At 55.6% G+C, this 21035-nt stretch carries 18 protein-coding genes, 1 tRNA gene and 1 pseudogene; 8 read left to right on the top strand and 12 right to left on the bottom strand.

All coding sequences use genetic code 11. The features are described 5' to 3' along the window. Positions 1–197: hypothetical protein (locus VR74_RS10725; protein WP_299950180.1), on the bottom strand; the 197-nt coding region annotated here is incomplete at its 3' end. Positions 198–295: 98 nt separating this feature from the next. Further along, entirely contained in the window at positions 296–1315 is a 1020-nt protein-coding gene (gene galE / locus VR74_RS10720; RefSeq protein ID WP_045696638.1) for a UDP-glucose 4-epimerase GalE, read from the bottom strand. A 160-nt stretch (positions 1316–1475) separates the two neighbouring features. Here galE and VR74_RS10715 point away from each other — a divergent pair. After that, positions 1476–1549 (top strand) — tRNA-Ile (locus tag VR74_RS10715). A gap of 16 nt (positions 1550–1565) precedes the next feature. On the opposite strand, the gene VR74_RS10710 is transcribed toward VR74_RS10715, so the two are convergent. Then, on the bottom strand, positions 1566–2519 hold the full coding sequence (locus tag VR74_RS10710; RefSeq protein WP_045696636.1) for a UDP-glucuronic acid decarboxylase family protein: 954 nt from the start codon (positions 2517–2519) through the stop codon (positions 1566–1568). After that, the gene (phhA, locus tag VR74_RS10705; RefSeq protein WP_045696634.1) at positions 2519–3433 is read right to left on the bottom strand and encodes a phenylalanine 4-monooxygenase; all 915 of its coding nucleotides are present in this window, start codon (positions 3431–3433) and stop codon (positions 2519–2521) included. The genes VR74_RS10710 and phhA overlap by 1 nt, the downstream gene beginning before the upstream one ends. Positions 3434–3627: 194 nt before the next feature. Between phhA and VR74_RS10700 the strand changes: the two genes are divergently transcribed. Next, the gene (locus tag VR74_RS10700) at positions 3628–4641 is read left to right on the top strand and encodes a glycosyltransferase family 2 protein (RefSeq protein WP_045696633.1); all 1014 of its coding nucleotides are present in this window, start codon (positions 3628–3630) and stop codon (positions 4639–4641) included. A gap of 3 nt (positions 4642–4644) precedes the next feature. Here VR74_RS10700 and rfbA read toward each other — a convergent pair whose 3' ends face one another. The 4 genes and pseudogenes from rfbA to VR74_RS10680 all read right to left on the bottom strand — a co-directional run. Beyond that, entirely contained in the window at positions 4645–5514 is an 870-nt protein-coding gene (gene rfbA, locus VR74_RS10695; protein WP_045696631.1) for a glucose-1-phosphate thymidylyltransferase RfbA, read from the bottom strand. Then, on the bottom strand, positions 5511–6416 hold the full coding sequence (gene rfbD, locus VR74_RS10690; RefSeq protein WP_299950178.1) for a dTDP-4-dehydrorhamnose reductase: 906 nt from the start codon (positions 6414–6416) through the stop codon (positions 5511–5513). The genes rfbA and rfbD overlap by 4 nt, the downstream gene beginning before the upstream one ends. A gap of 34 nt (positions 6417–6450) precedes the next feature. Beyond that, positions 6451–7512, bottom strand: coding sequence for a dTDP-glucose 4,6-dehydratase (rfbB, locus tag VR74_RS10685; RefSeq protein ID WP_045696629.1), 1062 nt, complete (start codon positions 7510–7512; stop codon positions 6451–6453). Positions 7513–7687: 175 nt separating this feature from the next. Continuing rightward, positions 7688–8361, bottom strand: a pseudogene (locus tag VR74_RS10680) (integrase core domain-containing protein); the annotation flags it as partial. A 482-nt stretch (positions 8362–8843) separates the two neighbouring features. Here VR74_RS10680 and VR74_RS10675 point away from each other — a divergent pair. Genes VR74_RS10675 through VR74_RS10665 form a run of 3 tightly spaced genes read left to right on the top strand, consistent with a single transcriptional unit; the run spans position 8844 to position 13753 of the window. After that, the gene (locus tag VR74_RS10675; protein ID WP_045696627.1) at positions 8844–11270 is read left to right on the top strand and encodes a sulfotransferase family protein; all 2427 of its coding nucleotides are present in this window, start codon (positions 8844–8846) and stop codon (positions 11268–11270) included. A 16-nt stretch (positions 11271–11286) separates the two neighbouring features. Beyond that, on the top strand, positions 11287–12696 hold the full coding sequence (locus VR74_RS20885; protein WP_299950177.1) for a glycosyltransferase family 2 protein: 1410 nt from the start codon (positions 11287–11289) through the stop codon (positions 12694–12696). A gap of 1 nt (position 12697) precedes the next feature. Continuing rightward, the gene (locus tag VR74_RS10665; RefSeq protein ID WP_045696625.1) at positions 12698–13753 is read left to right on the top strand and encodes a hypothetical protein; all 1056 of its coding nucleotides are present in this window, start codon (positions 12698–12700) and stop codon (positions 13751–13753) included. A gap of 14 nt (positions 13754–13767) precedes the next feature. Here the strand turns inward: VR74_RS10665 and VR74_RS10660 are convergent, their stop codons facing one another. The 4 genes from VR74_RS10660 to VR74_RS10645 form a co-directional block, all read right to left on the bottom strand. Continuing rightward, positions 13768–14751, bottom strand: a complete 984-nt coding sequence (locus tag VR74_RS10660) for an FkbM family methyltransferase (RefSeq protein WP_045696623.1) — start codon at positions 14749–14751, stop codon at positions 13768–13770. A 78-nt stretch (positions 14752–14829) separates the two neighbouring features. Further along, positions 14830–15579, bottom strand: coding sequence for a class I SAM-dependent methyltransferase (locus tag VR74_RS10655; protein WP_299950175.1), 750 nt, complete (start codon positions 15577–15579; stop codon positions 14830–14832). 919 nt (positions 15580–16498) lie between these two features. Further along, the gene (locus tag VR74_RS10650; RefSeq protein ID WP_045696620.1) at positions 16499–17143 is read right to left on the bottom strand and encodes a hypothetical protein; all 645 of its coding nucleotides are present in this window, start codon (positions 17141–17143) and stop codon (positions 16499–16501) included. 176 nt (positions 17144–17319) lie between these two features. Next, positions 17320–18432: a polysaccharide pyruvyl transferase family protein gene (locus VR74_RS10645; protein ID WP_299950173.1), complete on the bottom strand. Its 1113-nt coding sequence runs from the start codon at positions 18430–18432 to the stop codon at positions 17320–17322. Positions 18433–18757: 325 nt separating this feature from the next. On the opposite strand from VR74_RS10645, the gene VR74_RS10640 reads away from it, so the two are divergent. From VR74_RS10640 to VR74_RS10630, 3 genes are all read left to right on the top strand, one after another. Continuing rightward, positions 18758–19261 (top strand): class I SAM-dependent methyltransferase, encoded by a 504-nt coding sequence (locus VR74_RS10640; protein WP_299950171.1) that lies wholly within the window; start codon positions 18758–18760, stop codon positions 19259–19261. 88 nt (positions 19262–19349) lie between these two features. Then, positions 19350–20180: an ABC transporter permease gene (locus VR74_RS10635; RefSeq protein WP_045696617.1), complete on the top strand. Its 831-nt coding sequence runs from the start codon at positions 19350–19352 to the stop codon at positions 20178–20180. A gap of 5 nt (positions 20181–20185) precedes the next feature. Next, the gene (locus tag VR74_RS10630) at positions 20186–21025 is read left to right on the top strand and encodes an ABC transporter ATP-binding protein (protein ID WP_299950169.1); all 840 of its coding nucleotides are present in this window, start codon (positions 20186–20188) and stop codon (positions 21023–21025) included. Positions 21026–21035 lie beyond the last annotated feature (10 nt).

Below are 21035 nucleotides of genomic sequence, written 5' to 3'. Positions count from 1 at the left end.
GGCGCGCGCATGACTTCGCCTTCAGCGGAGATGTCGAGCGTCGTCTCGGGCTGGATCGAATTGTGATTCATCGCGGGGTGCTCCATCTGCGCCATCGAGGCCGTCTTCGCCGTCGTCGGCATTTGCGCACAGGCGGCTGGCGCCAGCGCAAGCATGCAGGCACCCACCGCAACGATCAGTGATTTTTGTTTCAACATGTTCAAAAGATCCATTTCGGTTAAAAGCCTTGTGTCCCAAAGGATTAAGGCACCAAGACGGCAAAGGTTGCACGCTGAATGAAATTTTGCTGTCCGGCTCAGGCCGGATCGAAGCCGTTCGGGTTCCGGCTCTGCCAGGCCCACTGGTCGCGGCACATATCGTCCAGACCATGCTCGGCCCGCCAGCCGAGAAGGCTTTCGGCCTGGCGCGGATCGGCCCAGAAGGCGGCGATGTCACCACTGCGCCGCGGCGCAATATTGATCGCCACCTTGCGTCCGCTGGCCGTTTCGAATGCCTGAACCAGTTCCAGCACCGATGTGCCATGCCCTGTGCCGAGGTTCACGGTGACTGGACCCGGCTCGCGCTCAAACCGCTCCAGCGCCAGCACATGGGCACGCGCCAGGTCGACCACGTGAAGATAATCGCGCACGCCTGTGCCGTCGGGCGTATCATAGTCATTACCGAACACGTTCAGCATGGGCCGGCGGCCGACGGCCACCTGCGCCACATAGGGCATCAGATTGTTGGGCACGCCGTGCGGGTCCTCGCCGATCTCGCCGCTGGCATGTGCGCCAATCGGATTGAAATAGCGCAGGATCGCCACGTCCGTCATGCCACCGGACGCCACAAGGTCATTCAGCATCTGCTCGACTGCCAGCTTGGTCTGGCCATATGGACTGGTCGGGCTCAGCGGGTGGTCTTCGGTATAGGGCAGGAAGACCGGTTCGCCATAGACCGTTGCGCTGGAGCTGAACACGAAACGCTTTGTACCTGCTTCCAGCATGGCCGTCAGGAGGCTGTGCGAGCCCATCACATTGGCGCTGTAATAGTCGAGCGGCCGGGCGACGGACTCACCCACCGCTTTCAGGCCGGCAAAATGGATCACCGATTCGCATTCATGCTTTGCCAGGATTTCGGTGATTCGCGCCGTATCGCGTATGTCGGCTTCATAAGAGGGCAGGTCATGATTGGTCAGGCGCCGCACCCGGTCGAGCGAAGCCGGGCTGCTATTGACGAAACTGTCCACGACAATGGGCGAATAGCCGCGCGACAGCAGTTCCACGCATGTATGCGTACCGATATAGCCTGCCCCACCCGTCACCAGTACATGCTTCATGAACTCATCCTTGCAGACGCCAATTGTCGATACAATACGCTTTCAGCCACGTCTGGCGCTTCACTAGCTGTATCCCCCGCTTCAATGCAAATTCATGACCAGAACGCGTGAAATGCGCCATTGCCACAGGGGGTTGGCATGCGTAAACGGGAGGGTCAGTGGGCCTGTAGCTCAGTTGGTTAGAGCGGACCGCTCATAACGGTTTGGTCGCAGGTTCGAGTCCTGCCGGGCCCACTGGACATGCGGGGCCTCAGCCCATCACCCGGATCTCTTCCTCGAAATAGGCAATCGTCGGCTTCAGGCCGTCATCAAGCCTGACCGTCGGTTCCCAGCCGAGCTTGTCACGGGCCAGCGTGATGTCGGGCTGGCGCTGTCTTGGGTCATCCTGCGGCAAGGGGCGATGGACCAGTTTCGACTTAGACCCCGTCAGGTCGATCACCCGCTCGGCCAGCTGGCGGATGGTGAACTCGCCCGGATTGCCGATATTCACCGGTCCGGTAAATTCAGGACCCGTCCCCATCAGCGATACCAGTCCCGTCACGAGATCGGACACATAGCAGAAGCTGCGCGTCTGGTTGCCATCGCCGTAAAGCGTGATGTCTTCGCCTTTCAGGGCCTGCACGATGAAGTTTGATACAACCCGTCCGTCATTCGGATGCATGCGCGGGCCATAGGTGTTGAATATACGCGCCACCTTGATTTCGACCTTGTGCTGGCGGTGATAGTCGAAAAACAGGGTCTCGGCGCACCGCTTGCCTTCGTCGTAACAGCTGCGCGGACCGATCGGGTTCACATTGCCCCAGTAGTCCTCGGTCTGCGGGTGGATCACCGGATCGCCATACACTTCCGACGTTGACGCCTGCAGGATGCGCGCGCGGGTGCGCTTGGCGAGACCCAGCATGTTGATGGCCCCGTGCACACTGGTCTTGGTCGTCTGGACAGGGTCGAACTGGTAATGGATCGGGCTTGCCGGGCAGGCGAGATTATAGATCTGGTCAACTTCCACAAAGAGCGGGAACGTCACGTCATGACGCATCACCTCGAATTTCGGATTGTCGAGCAGGTGGGCGACATTCGTCCGCCGGCCGGTGAAGAAATTGTCGACACAGAGGACTTCGGCCCCGGTCTCGAGCAGGCGCTCGCACAGGAATGAACCGATGAAACCAGCGCCGCCGGTGACGAGAATACGAGGGACATAATGCATTATGTCGACGTGCGGGCTTTTTCCGAAGGGGTCAATAGGCCGGCTTTTCGCTTCTCGAAATAGGCCAGCGTGCCCCGGTTGAGGACCTCATCACCCGGCGCAACCTGGTGGGCTTCGTAATCGGGCTTTCCCCTGACCTCGGCATAGACGTTTCCGAAGTCCTTGTAGCAGGCCTCCAGCAAGGCTTCGAAACTGTCGATCACGAAATAGGTCTGCTGGAAATCATCAATGATGTATTTTGTCCGCATGATACGCTGCAGGTCGAACCCGATCCGGTTCGGGCTTTCACCTTCCAGAGCGAACACGGTCTCGTTCGGGCTGGACAGGATGCCGGCCCCGTAAATGCGCAAGGCCCCGCCTTCGCGAATCAGGCCGAATTCAACCGTGTACCAGTACAGGCGCGCCAGGTTGTGCAGCTGACCCAGATCCATCGCCCGCTGCCCGCCCTTGCCATAGGCTTCCATGAAGTCGGCAAAGATAGGATTGGCCAGCATCGGCACATGGCCGAATATGTCGTGAAAGATATCCGGTTCCTGCAAATAGTCGAATTCTGCCTCAGGCCGGATGAAGGCGCCTGCCGGGAACCGCCGGTTGGCGAGGTGATTGAAGAACACGTCATCCGGCACCAGCTCTGCAACCGGCACGATGCGCCATCCCGTCAGCGGCTCCAGCCGGTCTGACAGCTGGGCCATGTCGGGAATGCCGGATGCAGACAGCTCCAGCGCCGTCATTGCATCAAGGACCGCCTGGCATGCCCGGCCACGTGTCACCTCGCGCTGGCGGCGGAACAGCCTGTCCCACCGGTCATGCTCGGCCGCTGTATAGGAGCCCCAGTCCTGGTCGATCGTGAAATCCGCCGCGCGAGGCGCAGTCGCATAACGATTCTTCGGGGGCGTTTGTGTGCTGTTGTTCATGGGCCGCTTCCGCAAACTGGCTCTGGCGCAACGGGAATCTCGCCAGAAACGCAATTATGCGCTCTTTCCGCAGTGGATTGAACCATCCAGCCGCAAAAAAAGTTTCATTTGTTACTAAATTCTCCGTTCACCCTGTGCCGATACCTGTTGCATTGCGCCACACTGAGGCCCTATGCCCCTATCGGGGACTATAGGTGGAGATTCAACTGACTACGCAGGCTCCGACCTTTTCCGTCATCATCGTCAACTATAATGGCGGTCCCTTTGTGCAGGGCGCGCTGACCTCTCTGGCAGCGCAGACACGACGTGATTTCGAGGTCATCCTCGTCGACAATGCCTCTTCTGACGGCTCGATTGATAATCTGGACACGAGCGGCCTGCCCGCCTTCACCCTGATGGCCGAAACTGAGAATCACGGGTTTGCCCGCGGCAACAATCTCGGCGCGGCCCGTGCCGGCGGAACCTGGCTCGCCCTGTTGAACCCCGATGCTGCAGCACGGCCTGACTGGCTGCAGAAAATCGCCGAAGGGCAGCAACGCCATCCTGGCACGCGCATGTTCGCCTCGGCCCAGTTCGACCTGATGGATCCATCGCGACTTGACGGCGTTGGCGATGCCTATCTGATCCTCGGCATTCCGTGGCGTGGCGGCTTTGGACGCCCGGCATCCGAGTTGCCCGGCGAAGGGGAATGCTTCAGTCCATGCGGGGCGGGAGCCGTGTTCGACAGGCAGCTGTTCCTCGCACATGGCGGGTTCGACGAGTCATTCTTTTGCTTCTGCGAGGACGTCGATCTCGGCTTCCGGCTGCGGCTGGCGGGCGAGACCTGTGTGTTCCTTCCAGAGGCCGTCATCCATCATGTCGGCGGCGGCCTGTCAGGACGTGTCAGCGACTTTGCCACCTATCATGGCGCCCGCAACCGGGTGTGGACCTATGCCAAGAACATGCCTGCCCCGCTGTTCTGGCTGACGCTGCCCGGCCATGTATTGCTATCGGCCTATATCCTGGTGCGCGGCGTGATGACCGGCCGCGTACGGCAGACCTGGCTAGGCATGCGGGATGGCGTACGCGGCCTGTCGGCGTTGCAATTGCGCCAAAAAAACAGTCCGCCGCGCACTGTATCACTCTGGGCGCTTGCCCGCGCCATGGCGTGGAATCCCTTGCGCATGAGTCAGCGAAAGGCACACGTACGCGAATTCAGGAAGCACTGACGCTCAGCCCCAGTGGGTTAGCAACCCGCTGAGATAGGTGCCATATTCGTTGCGATATTCAGATGCCAGCTTTTCGAGGTGGGCATCATCGATGAAGCCCATGCGCCACGCCACTTCTTCAGGACAGGCAATCTTCATTCCCTGGCGTTTTTCCACCGTCTGCACGAATTGCGAAGCCTGGATAAGGCCGTCAAACGTGCCCGCATCGAGCCAGGCCGTTCCTCGCGCGAGGCGATGGACTTTCAGGTCCCCGCGCTCGAGGTAGGCTTCGTTGACCGTCGTGATCTCAAGCTCACCACGTGCCGATGGCTTGACCTCCCGGGCAATATCGACAACGTCCTTGTCGTAGAAATAGAGCCCTGTGACAGCCCAGTTGCTCTTCGGGTCCTTCGGCTTTTCTTCAATCGACAGCGCCTTGCCATCATCATCAATCTCGACAATGCCGAATTCGGCTGGATTGTTAACCTGACAGGCAAACACTTCAGCGCCGCTCGTAATCTGGCCAGCCTTGGTCAGTTCGTTGCCAAGACCCGAGCCGTAGAACATGTTGTCGCCAAGCGCGAGCGCACTAGGCTGGCCAGCCACAAAATCAGACCCGATGAGGAAGGCTTCGGCCAGCCCGCGCGGCTCAGGCTGTTGGGCATAGGCGAAATTCATGCCCCACGCACTTCCGTCACCGAGCAGCTGCCGATAGGTCGGCAGCGCGTCGGGCATGGAGATGATCAGGATGTCACGGATCCCCGCCAGCATCAGCGTGGTGACGGGATGATAGATCATTGGCTTGTCATAGACAGGCAGCAATTGTTTCGAGACGCCGCGTGTAATCGGGTGCAGCCGGGTGCCCTTGCCGCCTGCCAGGATTATACCCTTCATGAATTCCAACCTCTTGTTCCGATGAGTTCTTTCACACAGGTCCGCGTACTGCCCTGCCACGCAGGCAATGTCACCCCGAATGCTGCAGACAGGCGGCTGCAATCAAGACGGGAATTAGCAGGGCGCTTGACCGGCGTCGGGTAGTCTGCAGACGTGATCCGTCTCACACGTGCCGTGGGCCCGCCTAGCGCGTCGCTGGCTTCGAAAATGAACGCAGCGAAATCAGCCCAGCTCGCCTCACCAGCGCCCGTCATGTGATAGACGCCCGGCGTCCAGTTTTGGTCATCGGCGATTCTCCGGGCGACGGCGACCAGTCCCAAAGCGATGTCATCCGCGCTGGTCGGATTGCCGACCTGATCGTCCACAACGCCAAGTTCTTCCCGGCCGTCCGCCACCCGCAGCATGGTTTTCAGGAAGTTCTTCCCGACCGGGCTGTAAACCCATGCCGTCCGCAGGATGACATGTGCTGCATTCGCAGCCGCGACCTCCTGTTCGCCAGCGAGCTTGGAGGCACCATACACGCCGAGCGGCGCGACCGGGTCAATTTCCTCATAGGGTGACTTCTTCGTTCCGTCGAAAACATAGTCCGTCGAAAGGTGGAGGATCGGGATACGACGTGCCGCTGCGGCTCTCGCCAGATTGGCGGCCCCATCGCGATTTACGGCGAACGCCGCGGCAGAGTCGGACTCGGCTTGGTCAACCGCTGTATATGCAGCCGCATTGACGATCATATCCGGCGCCACCGAATCGACTGCAGCTTCAACCATCGCCGCATCACAAATGTCCAGTTCTGGCCGCCCCATTGTTGAGATCGCGACATCCGACGTCGCCGGCAGGTTGGCCAGTGCCTGCGCAACTTGTCCAGCGCGTCCGGCAACGAGAATATTCAGGATATCACGCATGTTCGGTTTTTCCGGCTTCAGACCGATTGCCAGATCACGCTTTGACGGCCGCTTCAAGGCCGAGCCGTTCGCCTGAATAGACCGACTTCCTCAGTGGCTGCCACCAGTCAGGATTGTCGAGATACCACGAAACGGTCTTTCGAAGACCGGTTTCAAATGTTTCCTGGGCTTGCCAGCCAAGCTCGGTTTCGAGCTTCGTGGCGTCGATAGCATAACGCTGGTCATGCCCGGGCCGATCGGCCACGAACGTGATCAGGTCGCGTCTCGGCATAGCGGTCGGACGCAAGGCATCCAGCGTGTCGCAGATCGCCTCGACGACCTGAAGGTTCGTCCGCTCGTTCCGGCCGCCGACATTATACGTTTGCCCAACGCGCCCTGTCGTCGCGATCAGGGACAGCGCACGGGCATGGTCGTCAACATAGAGCCAGTCGCGCACATTCGCACCGGTTCCGTACACCGGCAGTGGCTTCCCTTCTAGCGCATTGAGAATGACCAGCGGGATCAGTTTCTCGGGAAAATGGTAAGGGCCGTAATTGTTAGAACAGTTCGACACGACAACGGGCAAACCGTAGGTGCGGTGCCAGGCATGGGCCAGATGGTCAGACGCGGCCTTTGATGCGGAATAGGGCGAAGACGGGTCATAAGGCGTGGTTTCCCGAAACAGGCCGTCGTCGCCGAGGGAGCCATACACCTCGTCTGTCGATACATGCAGGAACCGGAACGTGTCCTTCGCCTCTCCCTGCAAGGACGCCCAGTAGGCCCGCGCCGCCTCCAGCATGCTGTAGGTCCCGATGACATTGGTCTCGATGAAATCGCGCGGCCCGGATATCGACCGGTCGACATGACTTTCGGCTGCCAAGTGCAGAATTTGCTGCGGTGTTTCGCGCGCTACGATCTCTTGCATCGCCGCCTGATTGCAGATGTCCTCGACGATCAACCGGCAACCCCCGGTTGCCTCGGCCGGGGTGATGTTGGCCCGGTTGGCCGCATAGGTCATTTTATCGACGACAACGACTTCCGCGCCCTGCTCTAACACCAGATTCCGCACCAAAGCCGACCCGATAAACCCAGCGCCGCCTGTAACGATGAACTTCATTCAATCTCCGAAATCGCTTTTGCGTACCGAGCGTCCGAATGCTTATTCGGAGGCAATCTTACTAGTTATAGAAACACCACCCAGCAATCAACGACACAGCCTGCATACGCAGTACTCCGCGCAACCACGGTTTCATCTGCTCAATTTACCCCATGACCAAACGCATTAGCCGCATCTAGACGTTTAGTCCCGGGAAGTACTGGGCTGGATTGAGCTTGAAGCGGTTGGGTTGGTCTGTCCAGTGCTGGGTGACGAACTCGAGCGGGGTGAGCCCCTTGAGGGTCTTCAGCCGCCTCGCGAAGTTGTAGGCGTCGACGAAGGCGGCAAGGTAAGCTCTCAGACTGTCGTGGCTTTCATAGTGATAGCGACGGACGGTGTCGTCCTTCAGGGTGCAGTTCATGCGTTCGACCTGGCCATTGGTCCAGGGGTGGTTGGGCTTTGTCAGGCGGTGCTCGATGCCATGCACGCTGCACGTCCGGTCAAACGGAAGGCCGCGCCAGCGGGCGGTCGGCTTCTCCCGGTTCCTAGGCAGCTCGGCGAACTGTATGCCATTGTCAGTCAGGACGGTATGGATCGCATAGGGCATCGCTTCGACGAGATCGTTGAGGAAAGCGACAGCCGTCTTTGTGTTGGCGCGCTCACGCAGTTGGACGAAGGCGGCCTTCGAGGTCCGGCGACGGCCACGAACATGAAGAGCTTGCCTTCTTTGGTGCGCACCTCGGCAATGTCGATATGGAAATAGCCGATGGGATAGGCCTTAAACACCTTCTTTGGCTTGCCGCCTTCGGTGTCCGGCAGGCGCGAAATGCCATGACGCCGGACCATCTCGGCTCGACTATGGGGCGTGGTTCGGGCATTCTCATGGATGTCCATTCGGTATCCTTTCGTAGAGTTGACGTCTCACAACATCAATCTCCCCGATCAGGCCCGAATGGACAAACTATTGAAAGATCACACCTAGTCGGTGCATCGCCTAATAGCCGTTCTTTTTGCGCCCCTTCCGCCAGCTTCTCCCTGCGTTTCACGCATCGTTGCATCGCCGAGGCCTCAGGGTCGAAACATGTTATGTCCGGCAAAACTTGGGCAACTCAACCAGAGATTTTTTCAATCCTGAAATATAGGCGAACTTGGCAGGTAGTGACAAATTTATAGCCGTTTTCCGTCCAATCCAGATAACTCTCCTTTGCCCTTGCTTTTGCTCAATCGGATCGCCTACACCCTCTGGAGGTTCACAGGGTCGGTCAAAATTTTTTATCAGTCAGGATCGAAGCGCTCCGGTGAGAATCAAGGGGCGAAACGTCGTTTAACGATGAGTTCGAGAAGGGGAAACAATGCAGCCTAGGAAATTTGCCTTCAGCTGTGTCGTCGACGAGCATACAAAATTCCTCGTTCAGTTGAATGTTTGGCTGGCAACTCTGACTGAGAATGCCGGGGTCAAACCAGCCGACATATTCGTGCATATTGTCTATGATGACCCGAGACTGAGCGATCGGCTGGAAACTCTCGGTGTCAATTGCATCGCTGTCCCGAAATTCGGTGACCAGAAATACTGCAACAAGATTTCCCAACTCGATACCGAGGCGCTCAGGGAGTATGACTATGTCGTCCTGTGCGATGCCGACCTCGCTTTTATCGAAGATCCGAGACCCCACATTCCCGAACTGAAATGGGCGGTTGCTGGCTGTCCAGTCGACTTCCCCAACCCGTCTTGGGACACGATCCGCACGGTTGCAGAGGATCTCGGCATAAAGAACGTATCTTTCTCGGCACAGACGATTGAGGGCTTCCCGACGCTGTCTTCCAACCTAAATGGCGGTCTCTATGTACTTCCTGGGAACATGATTGCGCAGTTCAGGTCCGAATGGCGTCGCCTAGCGCTCGAGATGCTTGCTAATGAGGCCTGCATGAAGCGGCTCGGAGAGTCGCATGAAAAGCATGTCGACCAGCTTTCGTTTGCATTCTCATGCATGAGTTTGGGCACGACCGTCACTCACCTTCCGCGGTCAATGAATTTCCCGCTGCATCTAAATAGGGGCCTGTATGAGACAATAAGCTTGGCCTCACAACCCGTGATATGCCATGTACATGATCAATATGACTGGCGCGGACATGTCTTGACGCCGGACGGCATGCCGTTTCCAGAGGTAATTGTTCGCGCGAACGCTCCGATGGCGCACCCCCTTCTCTTCAATGACGCGGAAAAAGCACCAAAGGGGAAGGCGCGCCGCAAGATCAGCAGACCCTCGGTACTCGGCACCCCCAAAGCGGTCGTCATTACAGGCTTTCATCGATCCGGCACATCGCTGATTGGAGGTGCCATGCGGGCCCTCGGCATGTGGTTCGACGATGAGCACCTTATCCCGGGCGATGATGACAACCCAAAAGGCTATTTTGAAGATGCGCGAGTTGTTCAGCTTAATGGCCGCCTCCTTGAAACCCTTAACCAACACTGGGCCACACCGGCATTTGACATCATCAATCCGCAACACACGCGAAAACTGATGGATGAGTACGTCGCCGCCTGTGATATTCTCAAGAATTTCAACGCGCACTCGAACGCCTGGGTCATCAAGGATCCGCGAATTTCCCTTACGCTGCCAGTTTGGCGCGACGCCCTTCGTCTAGTCGAACCAACTCGGGAATTCTACCAGATCACATTGCTGAGGGACCCGATGGCCTGCGCCGTGAGCCAGCAGAAACGGAACAGCCGCGAACCTGGCTACCGCAACGATCTTCTGCACATTACCGGGGCGGACCTTGATGAAACCCTAATGAGCTGGATCACCCACAACATCTCCATTCTTGAAGTGGCCGCTTTGGACGGAGCTGATAGAGTTTCACCCTTCGTCGTGCCGTTCTCCGAAGTCCTGTCGGATCCCGCAGGTACGCTCGATGCGATGGCATGCCACCTGAACTGCAAGCTCGCCAAACTCGAAGTCGAAAAATACGTCGAGAGCTTCGTTGACCCCACGCTGAACCGATCGGACAAGATAATCGCGCCTGAAAGCGCTGAGACTTTCTGGGCTATTCAGGCAAACAAGCTTTACGAACTGCTTCTCGCGCACAAGCTGAAGGCGATCAGCCGCGCCGACGCGAAGGTAATTCTTAAGGAGCTGCACAACGTCCGCACCGTCCTTTTGGCCATGACGCCCCTGTCGTCTCTCATGGGGAAAAGCTTCCGCGTTTGGAAGCACCAGAATGTGCAAAACCGGCATCTTACGGATCGTATCAAGCAACTTGAACCCCGGGCGGCAAGCGGAGACACGGCACGACTCGCAATGACCCGACTGGCTCGCGAGGCAGAAGAGGCCCGCGAAGCAGCGCGTGTTATGCGCTCAAAGGTGCAATATACGGAAAAAGTGATGGCCGGCCTAGTTCGAAAGCTTGAAAGCCTTCGCTCATCGGAAGAGACTTTAACTGCCTTCAGGGAGGTCTTCGGCCCCGAATTCGATCCGCGCGCCTTCACCGCACCAGGAGGTTACCGTGTTATTGAGTGGGCGGAGATGAAGCGCGCCCTCTCGAATGAGGTGGCTGACCTGAAAGTTGAATTAGTCGGACTGAAACCATCGGATCACGCCTCCGTGAGTCCGTTGGCAGAAGAAACACAACGACACATCGAGAATACGGTCAAGGCAGTGAAGAGAAGCGCCCGGTACAGAGTTGGCAATGCGATTGTCAACGCTATCCAGGTGCCGGCACGCATTCTCGGCATCGAACCGGTTCTTCGGCAGTTGTTGCGTTCATCCAGAACGCACTAGGTAAGGAGTAGCGCAGTTGAAGGCGAACCCAATTATCGATTTTGTTATTCCGAATCGCAACAACGCTGCGTATATCGGGGAATGCCTGCAATCAATCAGGATGCAGACATATACAAATTGGCGGTGTATCATTGTCGATGACAATTCCTCCGACAATTCCGTTGAGCTTATCGAAAAACTGATCGAAGGTGATCAGCGGTTTCTGCTGATCACCCTCAGTGAGCAGGCAGGCGTATCCAAGGCGCGCAATCTGGGAATCGATGCCGCTCATGGCGACTATATCTCATTTGCTGATTCCGACGACATTTTGCTCCCCGAATATCTGGAAGTTCTCGTTGGCGAAGCGATAAGGTCCGGTTCAGACTATACGCGTTGTCGGCACTGGCTCTTCAGGGAAAATGGCGATTTGGAGCCCAATGTTAAGGATGACACCTGGTCTGCACCAGTGCACAACGTGCGCTTTCGTGATCATGCTTCAGCGGTTTTCTACTTCTCCTCATGGGCCACATTGATAAAACGGTCTGTGCTTGCAGGCGATGTCCGATACCCCGAAAATGTTGCATTAGGTGAAGATCGGATCTTCAATCAACGTGCCATGCTGCACGGTGATAAGATAAGCCAGATTTCTGCTCGCTTATACAAATGGCGGCGTCTGGGCGAAGACAGCGGTCAGGCGACTCATCATTTGCTGAAATCATTCGAACCCATTCGAATTTCGATCATTGAGTGGGTTGGCCAGGTCGACTCGCTCGATGAGACGTTCGCAGATCACAAAATGTTCGTGCATACGTCCGCATTTTTCGAACTATGGTGGCATGTCTGGCGGCTTCGGAACCAGCTCTTTGACGGGGCGCCCCACGCATCGTGGACAGACGTCGAGAAGACAATGCGCGCGATTGACCTCGACCTAGTCGACATAACACAAGTGAACGCGAAAGCGCACCACCAATTCATGCAGACCGGCTATGAATTGGTCATGCGTAACCTGGACTTGCCCATCAGGGCGCTTGTTAGGCGATTCGTGGAGCAGGTCGGCACAGCATCCAGACAATCGGCGCACCAACCGGCACCGAATGCGGACGACAATACGCACCCCCTCAGCCAATACCTCGCGGAGTACGCGTCGCTTCAGGGCGAAGAGTTCATTTCGTCGCTGGTCCGCCAAAGATGGTACTTCCATCAGGCAGATCTGGTTCAAGCTTCTCTCGTGCGAAGGTCGGGAATGTTCGACAAGAACTTTTACAAGAAGCAGGTTGGAGATACCGGCGACCTGGACCCGGCCCTCCACTTTGTTCGATACGGCGCCGTCGCCCTGATCAATCCTCAGGCAAAGTTCGATATCAGGGACTATTATAAGCGCTTCCCCGAGCTCTGGGCGTCCGGAATGAACCCAGTAGTTCACAGACTTTTGGTAACCGGCGGCTGACATGAAATATATCTTCACAACTGCAGCACGGAATTTTCTTCCATGCGCCAAGACGCTTCTGAAATCCGTTAGGGAGCATATTCCCGACGCAAAGACCGTATTTGTCCTGACAGATGAATGGACCGGCGAAACGTCCCTTCAGGATGAAGGCTTTGACGAAACTTATACCATTAGGGAATTAATTAAGTCTGAGGGGATCGGAGATCTGGCTTGGATTTTCCGTCATGACATCATGGAACTCGCCACGGCCGTGAAGCCGCTGGTTGCAAAAAATCTACTTGCAAGACCCGACACCGAATGGGTGATGTTCTTTGACCCTGACTGCGTGCTGTTCGATGATCTGTCCGACATTCAGGAAGCGATTTCAAACAAGTCCATTGTTGTCACACCGCACCAGACGGAAATGCGGCCCGACGACAAGTGGGTCTTTTACGAAAGAAACCCGCTCAAGGTTGGTACGTTTAATCTCGGCTATTTTGGTGTCAGCGCCACAGATACGGGAAAATGTTTTGCTGACTGGTGGTGGGAAAGGTTGAAATTTTATTGCACCGCCGACGTCGAAAATGGTCTGTTTACAGATCAAAAATGGGTAGAATTCGTCCCGAGCTATACCGACGACTATGCCGTGATGCGGCATGGGCGGCATAATTTCGCGCGCTGGAACTCATTTCAAAGAAAAATCGCTAGAGATACAGCTGGGAACATTCTTATCGATGGCGATCCGGCAGGATTCATCCATTTTTCAGGCTTCTACAAAATTGGGCAATACGTCCAGGGGCTGTATGATCGAAGTAGCGAGCCGTATGTCGATGACATCCATGTACTCGACGAACTGTCTACTTGGTACGCGAACCAAATCTACGCCGACCAAATTCGTCACGAACTGCTTATGCCCTGGTCATTCGGTCACTATTCGAACGGGGAACCGGTGCAACAAATGCATCGCTCACTCTTCCGTTCAGACACGTGCTTCACCGAAATCTACGGCGACCCATTTGATGTGGAATCCACACCGTCGTTTTATAATGATTGCGTTTGCATTTCCGAAGAGAGTTGAGGCCCGGCCGTCAGTCATCGAGCAGGGTTCAGCTTGGCGATCCCGATGGATGAGCAACTGAGAATGCCCGCGATATCCTCGAAGAAGTGTGACGAAAACTTGTGTTTGGCCACCAAGACATTGTGATATTCCTTAAACTGATAATCCGATCCGTTCCGATATTTCAAATTCGCCGTTACTTCGTGGACGGTCAAATCGGAATCGCGGATTTCGTAAAATGCGCCATAGCCCAGCGCTGACAAGGTATCCTGGAAGTCACCAAACTGTTTCGCACTCAGCACCTCACAGAGTATGAAGGGTAATTGTTCAGACAACATCTCGTGACCACCTTTGAAGACCTCAAGCTCGTGGTTTTCCACATCAATCTTGATGAGACCAATCTGGGGTCGGCGATTTTCCTTCCAGTACTCGTCTATTGTGGTCACAGAAACTTTTTCGACTTGTGCGCCTTTCTGACGAACCCGCTCCGGCAGGCTTTCGAGCGATGCTCCCGTCCAGAGCGCTTGGTTTACGTTCACATGTGCGTCCATGACCCCGGACTTCGAGGACATGCCGCACAGATTGATCCGTATGCTATTTTGAAGGCCTGAGATTCGGACGTTAACTGCAGCTCGCTCCTTCACGGCGGGAACAATGTCAAAATAGTGAACCTTGCATGCCGGATTGGATTTCGCGGCCGACAAAGCAAAGACACCTGTGTGCCCCCCAATATCAAGGACGTGGCCCGTTCGCCGAGCCAATTGGGCAAACAGGACCATCGATAAAGTTTCGTATGCGCCATCACCATAGAAAAAGAAAGTCTGAGCGACATTGTCGTCTCCATCACAATACATTGTGAATGGCGGGCATCCCGGAATGCGAACGTCAACCGGACCCGTATAGTGATGGTCCTCTCGCAGCTGCCGGAATGTCGGAATGTGCCCCTTGACGCTCGACTGGCGGAAGCCTGGCTTCAGCAGCGGTCGCGCAGCGAGCGCCGAAAGTTGTTTCTCGTCCATATTGTATTTCTTACCCTGTTTCGCCAAGGTCTGCTCCGTTGGGCGAGTACCCAGTCCGGGCGCAGAAGAGTTGGCCGGTTATCGCTGTTTCTTACCGCGGAAGCTTGTCTGGCCATCTACCGCCGCAAACTCCTCCGGCTCGATCGTCGAAAGGATCGCTTCGCTGCCCACCGGATCGGCAAAAGTGAATGCGATGTCAGGAAATTGTTCGCCTAATTTCGTGGCGCCGGGCAGGTCTCCAAGTCTCGAAACAAGCGCCTGCACGCCTGGGAACTGATCTGAACAATCGTCAAGTGCAACGACCCCTCCTGGATCCAAATTCTTCAACGTTTTGATGAGGTCCATCGTAACCGCCTGGAACGTATGGTCGCCGTCAAGATACGCAAACTGGAATCGTCGCGCCGCCGGCAGACAAAGCTCCTCAGAGGCGCCCTCGTAAAGTTCGACGTAGTCGTCGAGATACGGAAACCGCGACAATGTCTTGTCAAAATAGGCACGCAAAATACTCGGGCGCGGAACATCCAGATAATGTTGCCAACACGTCCCGATCCGCGCGGCCATATCTCTGATGACTGGATAGTTGACATAGTTGTCGTCTATTTCATCGGCAAAAAGATCGACACAAAGGAGCTTCCCCTTTGCGCCGATTTGCATCATCGCGGTAGCGATCAAAATGGATGAGCGACCCATATAGCTGCCAATTTCGATTGCATTGTCTGGCTTCTTCCACAGAACCAGATCGGACAAGAAAGCAAGGACCATTGGCGAAGTAAACCCTGGCACTCCATTCTCGATTTGCTTTGTAATCCGGCGAAAATCACCACTCATAAACACTTGATCCTAAGTCATTGCCCCTAAGCAAAGGCACCTCATCCATCTAAGAAAAGTGCCGAGCACTCACCTAAATTCAAACTTCCTCACGCGTCCGGAACTCCGCGTCAACATACGCGGAAGAATATTCACGATCGGGTCACAACCGCGGAGCTTCAGCTTCGAATACCGCATAACCTTAACCTATCTTGCTTACATGGGACTGGCAAGAAACGAAGGCGTCATGCACCTTCGTTCATTGCGTTCCGCGCTTGCATTTCACGTTCCCGCATATGGGTCAAAAATGGCTGAAATTATGTGAGTGTTGCTCTGCGATGTGCGGCGCTTGATATTCGAGGCATGTGAGTTGGGCATCCGTAGATCGTGGAATGACTGTTTGCGCCTCCCCTGCTCACACCCCGACCTAGCAAACCCATCGGGACTGGTCCGCAAATCCTGCCAACATCAGCAATTCGGTCGCAGCGGCCGCAAACAGCTAAAATCATGCGGGAGGATCAGCCGGGTGTAGTCCGGTCCGAAGCACCGCCCATCTAGTGCTTTCGCGCCGTTCAGCTAATCGGATTCTCCTCAATGAAAGGCCGAATTCGAAACGATGTCCTTCAAATGCTCATATGGCAGTCGTATATGAAAGTTACACTGAGTGAAGTAACTTGAGATCCAATCGTTTGAAGATGTTGACCACGAGACGACACTGCGTCGCATAAGCTCGGTGGCCAATCGCTGGCCTCATCAGTTCTCGGCCGATATTCGGCATCGAATTGGCTACAGCTCTGCTCGGTCGCATTCTGATCATCGGTCATTTGAGCGATCTGATGAATCGATGTCTCCACCTCCATAGCAAGAAACTTAAGGTAGCTTTCCCTCCGCGTCCGGGAGCGGAGCGACGTTGAGGAAAGTGTGCTTGCGCTTTGGCGCATTACTTGAAATTGGCGATTTCTGCCAAAACCGTCGCCCGTATCTCTTCAGCAGCCTCAGGTAGGGTTCCTATGCGCAGGATACCCTGTTCGATTTTCCTGAGTTGCGCCGGCGTGGGTGTACCCCATCTTTCAGCGTTTCGCAGAGTAACGTTGGATGTGTTGAACAGCTGCTGCATCAGGCTGAAAAGCATCAGTCGGATATTTGTATCCAACCTTTGCATATTCACATGCCTAACAAATTCAATCATATCCGGTCCGACTGAGACATTGAGCTGGCCTTCGGTGTTCTCGGGGTCCCGGATTCCCGTCGCGTTGAGGTAGTTCAGAAGCGGGATCCGCCATCCATTCTCTTCAAGAACTACTTCCTCGACATGGGATGCTCCAAAACCTTGGATCAGATCGATCTTGAGCCGCTCCCAGTTGGCCAGTCGCTTCACGATGGGAAATTCGATATGTTCCTCGAACGGCGCGATCGTTCCCGGAAATGAAATGACCCCTTCGTTCCACAGACTTTTGAGCCACTTGCGCTTGTCGCGGTAGACAAGGAAGAGTTCAATGGGAATGTCCCCGAATAGGTCTCGAATTTTTGCAAGGTTCTCAGCCGGAAAACTATAAAAGTGGTTGGACAGCCCCTCGGTTGACAAGAGCAGGGTGGGCGCGTCTGCACTCGCTATATCTGCGGTAACGGGTTCAGTTGCCCCGTGTGGGCGACTGAACCCGTTACCGCAGCCAAGACGTCGAGTACAAATACGCCACCTGATGAGACGCCACCTCGTCGGAATTCATCACGCGCCAAGCCTCAGCGCAATTTATCGGATCCCTAAACAGACGGCGCAAACCCCTGAGCGGTCAAAAACGTCCTATACTTCGTCCGATTTTCTTCTCGTCGCTGGTAATATTGATCAAGATCGGCCTTCCGGAACATGGCCTCAACGGACGAGGAATTCAGGCGGAGTTGATCCGCGGAAATGGATGGTATGGCTGCAAACTCGGCCATTTCCCGGGTTCGGCTATCGTGGTGGACCAACATAGCAGGAACTCCGGAATTCAGCGCCATGATAGTACCGTGCAGTCGGGTGCCGAGCACATAATCGTACGCATCCAGCGAGTTCGACCACGCACCGACATCGTAATAGACCTTGCCGTGTTCCTGCCAATATTTGACTAGGGAATCCCAGTCGCGAGCATCATAGATTTCCCGGAGTAGGCCACGCATTCGATCGTCGATATCCTCGGCCACTGTAAAGCCCGCAAGCAACGCCATCTCTTCCGGTTCCGACTGATAGAGGATGTCCAACTGTTTAGAGCATGCGAAACGAAACAGCTGCCGGTTTACAGAATCCGTCCGCGCGAACGGTACGTAGGTCGCCGAGTAGCGGGTCGAGTGGATCAGGCCGCGGTCAACACGAATGCGAGGCTTGGAAGGCGGCGGTGAGAAGCGGCGGAAATCATGATAAAGTGACGGGCAGCCGGTAACAGTCACGTTCCGCACACCCAAGCTGTTCAGTATCTGTTTTGAGTATTCGCCACGCGCGGATATCGAAATAGATCGCTCCGCCACAGCCTTGACCAGTCGCGCGGTCCCTTCAGGAATATTGATTGCTCCTGAATAGCCGATATCCTGAGCGCCAAGGCCAATCAGTACAACAGGAATTGTGAGGCGCTCGACTAGTCCCGCCATATGCCCAAAATCGACAGTTGGACTCAACCAGTTGGCAGCCGGGATGACCAGCGCATTCAGCCGTTCGTTCAACTTGTCCGGATCAAAATCGAAACTAACCCTTTCTTTCGGACCTTCGATCTGATTCCATACGGCATTGGTGAATAGCAGGTTGCCTGTGTTTTTTCCGACCACGTGATACAGTCGTTCAAACGAGCCTTGCGACCTCACCTCTATGCTCGGCAAAATTGAAAGGATTCCAGTTCTTGGCATTCAACACCTCTACGCGCCCGTCAGTTCCGGTCGGACCGGTAACGGAAACCGGACAGCTTGTCTTCCCGTCAATTCAGTGCCCTAGCGAACCGGTCGCAGCTGCATGACAGCCAAATTCAGTTTCCATCAAGCTGGCCATTGCGACATCTGTGAAGGCCCGGTCGTCTTTCGTTCCGATTTCAAGTGGTTTCGTGATCACCTGCTATGCCCTGTGTGCAACTCTGTACCTAGGGAACGCGCCTTGATGCGCGTCATTGACATGTACATGCCGAACTACTGCAGGAAGAAAATACATGAATCTTCGCCCGGAGGCAGAGGCGTTTCAGTGAAGCTCGGACGCAATTGTCCTGGCTATTCCTATTCGCACTATTTCCCCGATGTTCCGGTCGGGAAGGTCCATCGCCAACGCGGCGAATTGTGCGAATCTCTCGAGGCGCTAACATTCGCGGACAAGAAGTTCGACCTGTTCATCACGCAGGACGTGATGGAGCATGTTTTCGACCCTGCGGCAGCCTTCCGCGAGATTGCGCGCGTCCTGAAGCCTGGTGGCATGCACATACTGACTGTGCCCCTTGTCAACAAGTGCAAACCAAGCAGACAGCGTGCTGCGCGGGACGCCGACGGAAATATCCAGCATATAGCTGAGCCCACCTATCACGGCAATCCGATAGACGATCGGGGCTCTCTCGTCACGATGGACTGGGGCTATGATATTGTTGAATTTGTCCGGAACGAAAGTGGACTGTCGACGCATATGGTCGCAATTGACGAGATTGAACGCGGGATTCGGGCTGAGTACATTGAAGTCCTTGTTTGCCTGAAGCCTTGAAGTTGTAGCGGTGGTGCGGAATGGGCTTCCCTATAGATGTCGCGCAGGTTACCGACTATCCCGGGGTGTGAAGAATCGAGTGAGGTCCATGTCCAGAACCGTCAGAGTTACCCAGACGGTCGGTTTCAATCCCCTGATTGCTCTGACCGACCTGTTCGATGGCGCCCGCCGGGTTCACCTCTGGCTGGCCTTCGCCTCGGACGAGATTCAGCAACGCTACCGGCGCAGCAAGCTGGGGCTAGCTTGGATTGTCATTTCATACTTGGTCTTCGTTGGCTCTATTTCCTTGTTTTTTGGAAACTTTTCTAACCTCGAGCATCAGCATTTCACCGTTTACGTAGCGATCAACTTCGCCATCTTCATCTTCCTCTTGGGAAACATTACGGATGGGTGTGCCGTGTTCCGGGTTGCCCGCACCTGGATCAGCAGTGTCCCGCTGCCGCACTCCATCCACATCTACAAAAGCATTGCCCGGTCATTGTTCGTTTTCGCCATTAACATGGCCGTCGCGATGGTGATCTTCTTCCTGTACGGATACAGACTAACACCCCTTGCTTGGGAGGCGATCCCAGCCTTTCTTCTGTTGTTGATAGATGCAGTGTTCGTACAGATGATCCTAGGTTATATTACGGCCCGCTTCCGGGATATTGAACACTTGGTTCAATCCATCACCCGTATCCTGTTCTTCACCACTCCGGTCCTGTGGGTCCGGGAAGAGCACTCGACCCCGGGCCTCCGGAGCATGGTTGCAGAACTGAACCCAATGACACATGCACTGGAAATCTTCTCGTCCCCCATCCTCGGCCAACATGCGGATCCTCGTAGTTGGTTGGTCATGTTGTGCCTATCGGTAGCCCTATTTCTGATCGCGCTTGTGGTGGGCGGATTCGCGCATCGCCGGCTGCCGTACTGGTTGTAAAATCCGTGAACATTAGTCTGGTCCAAAAGGGCAAAATCAGTCACCAGTATCCGACCGTTGCAGCGGACGATGAAGGCGTGTTCCTGCATGCAGAGCATATCGGCGTTACGTTTGAGGTGCGCGGGAATGTTCGCGAACAGGGCCTGTCAGAGCAAGACGAGCGCCTGTTGTGGGACAAGCGCAAGCGGCTGCGTGGCGTGCGGGCACTTTCAGATATCTCGTTTGAACTGAAAACCGGTGACAGGCTTGCGATTCTCGGCCGAAATGGGTCGGGTAAGACTACGCTGCTTCAGATCCTGGCAGGTATCCTTTCGCCATCTGAGGGCAAGCTGATTTCCTGTGGCCGCATTACCAGCCTGATCAACATCAATATCGGTCTCCAGCCCGAAGCTTCAGGCCATCGTAATATCACGCTCCGCGGCCTGGTGTCAGGATATTCCCCAAAGGAGATCGAGGAAAAGCGAGCGGAAATCGCGGAATTTTCCGGACTCGGCGATTTCCTCAATATGCCCATGGAATCCTATTCTGCGGGCATGAGAATGCGCCTGACCTTTGCTATCGCGACGTCATTCAATCCGGAAATCCTTATCTTGGACGAATGGCTTAGTGCCGGCGATGTGGCATTCAAGAAAAAGGCCACCGAGCGGATGCAGGAATTTGTTTCCAAGGCGGGTATTCTAGTCCTAGCGTCGCATAGCCGCCAGCTCATCCTTGAAAACTGCGCGACAGGCATCTGGCTGGACGGCGGGGAAATTCGAGCCTCTGGCCCCGTCAAGGATGTCCTAGAAGCTTATGAGGACAGTATGGTTCCAGCTTCCACCCTGGATCCGACCGCAACCACCTGAACAGGGCAAC

It is taken from the genome of Hyphomonas sp. BRH_c22 (assembly GCF_000961795.1).
Classification (GTDB): domain Bacteria; phylum Pseudomonadota; class Alphaproteobacteria; order Caulobacterales; family Hyphomonadaceae; genus Hyphomonas.
This window is presented reverse-complemented; position numbering and strand designations above follow the sequence as displayed.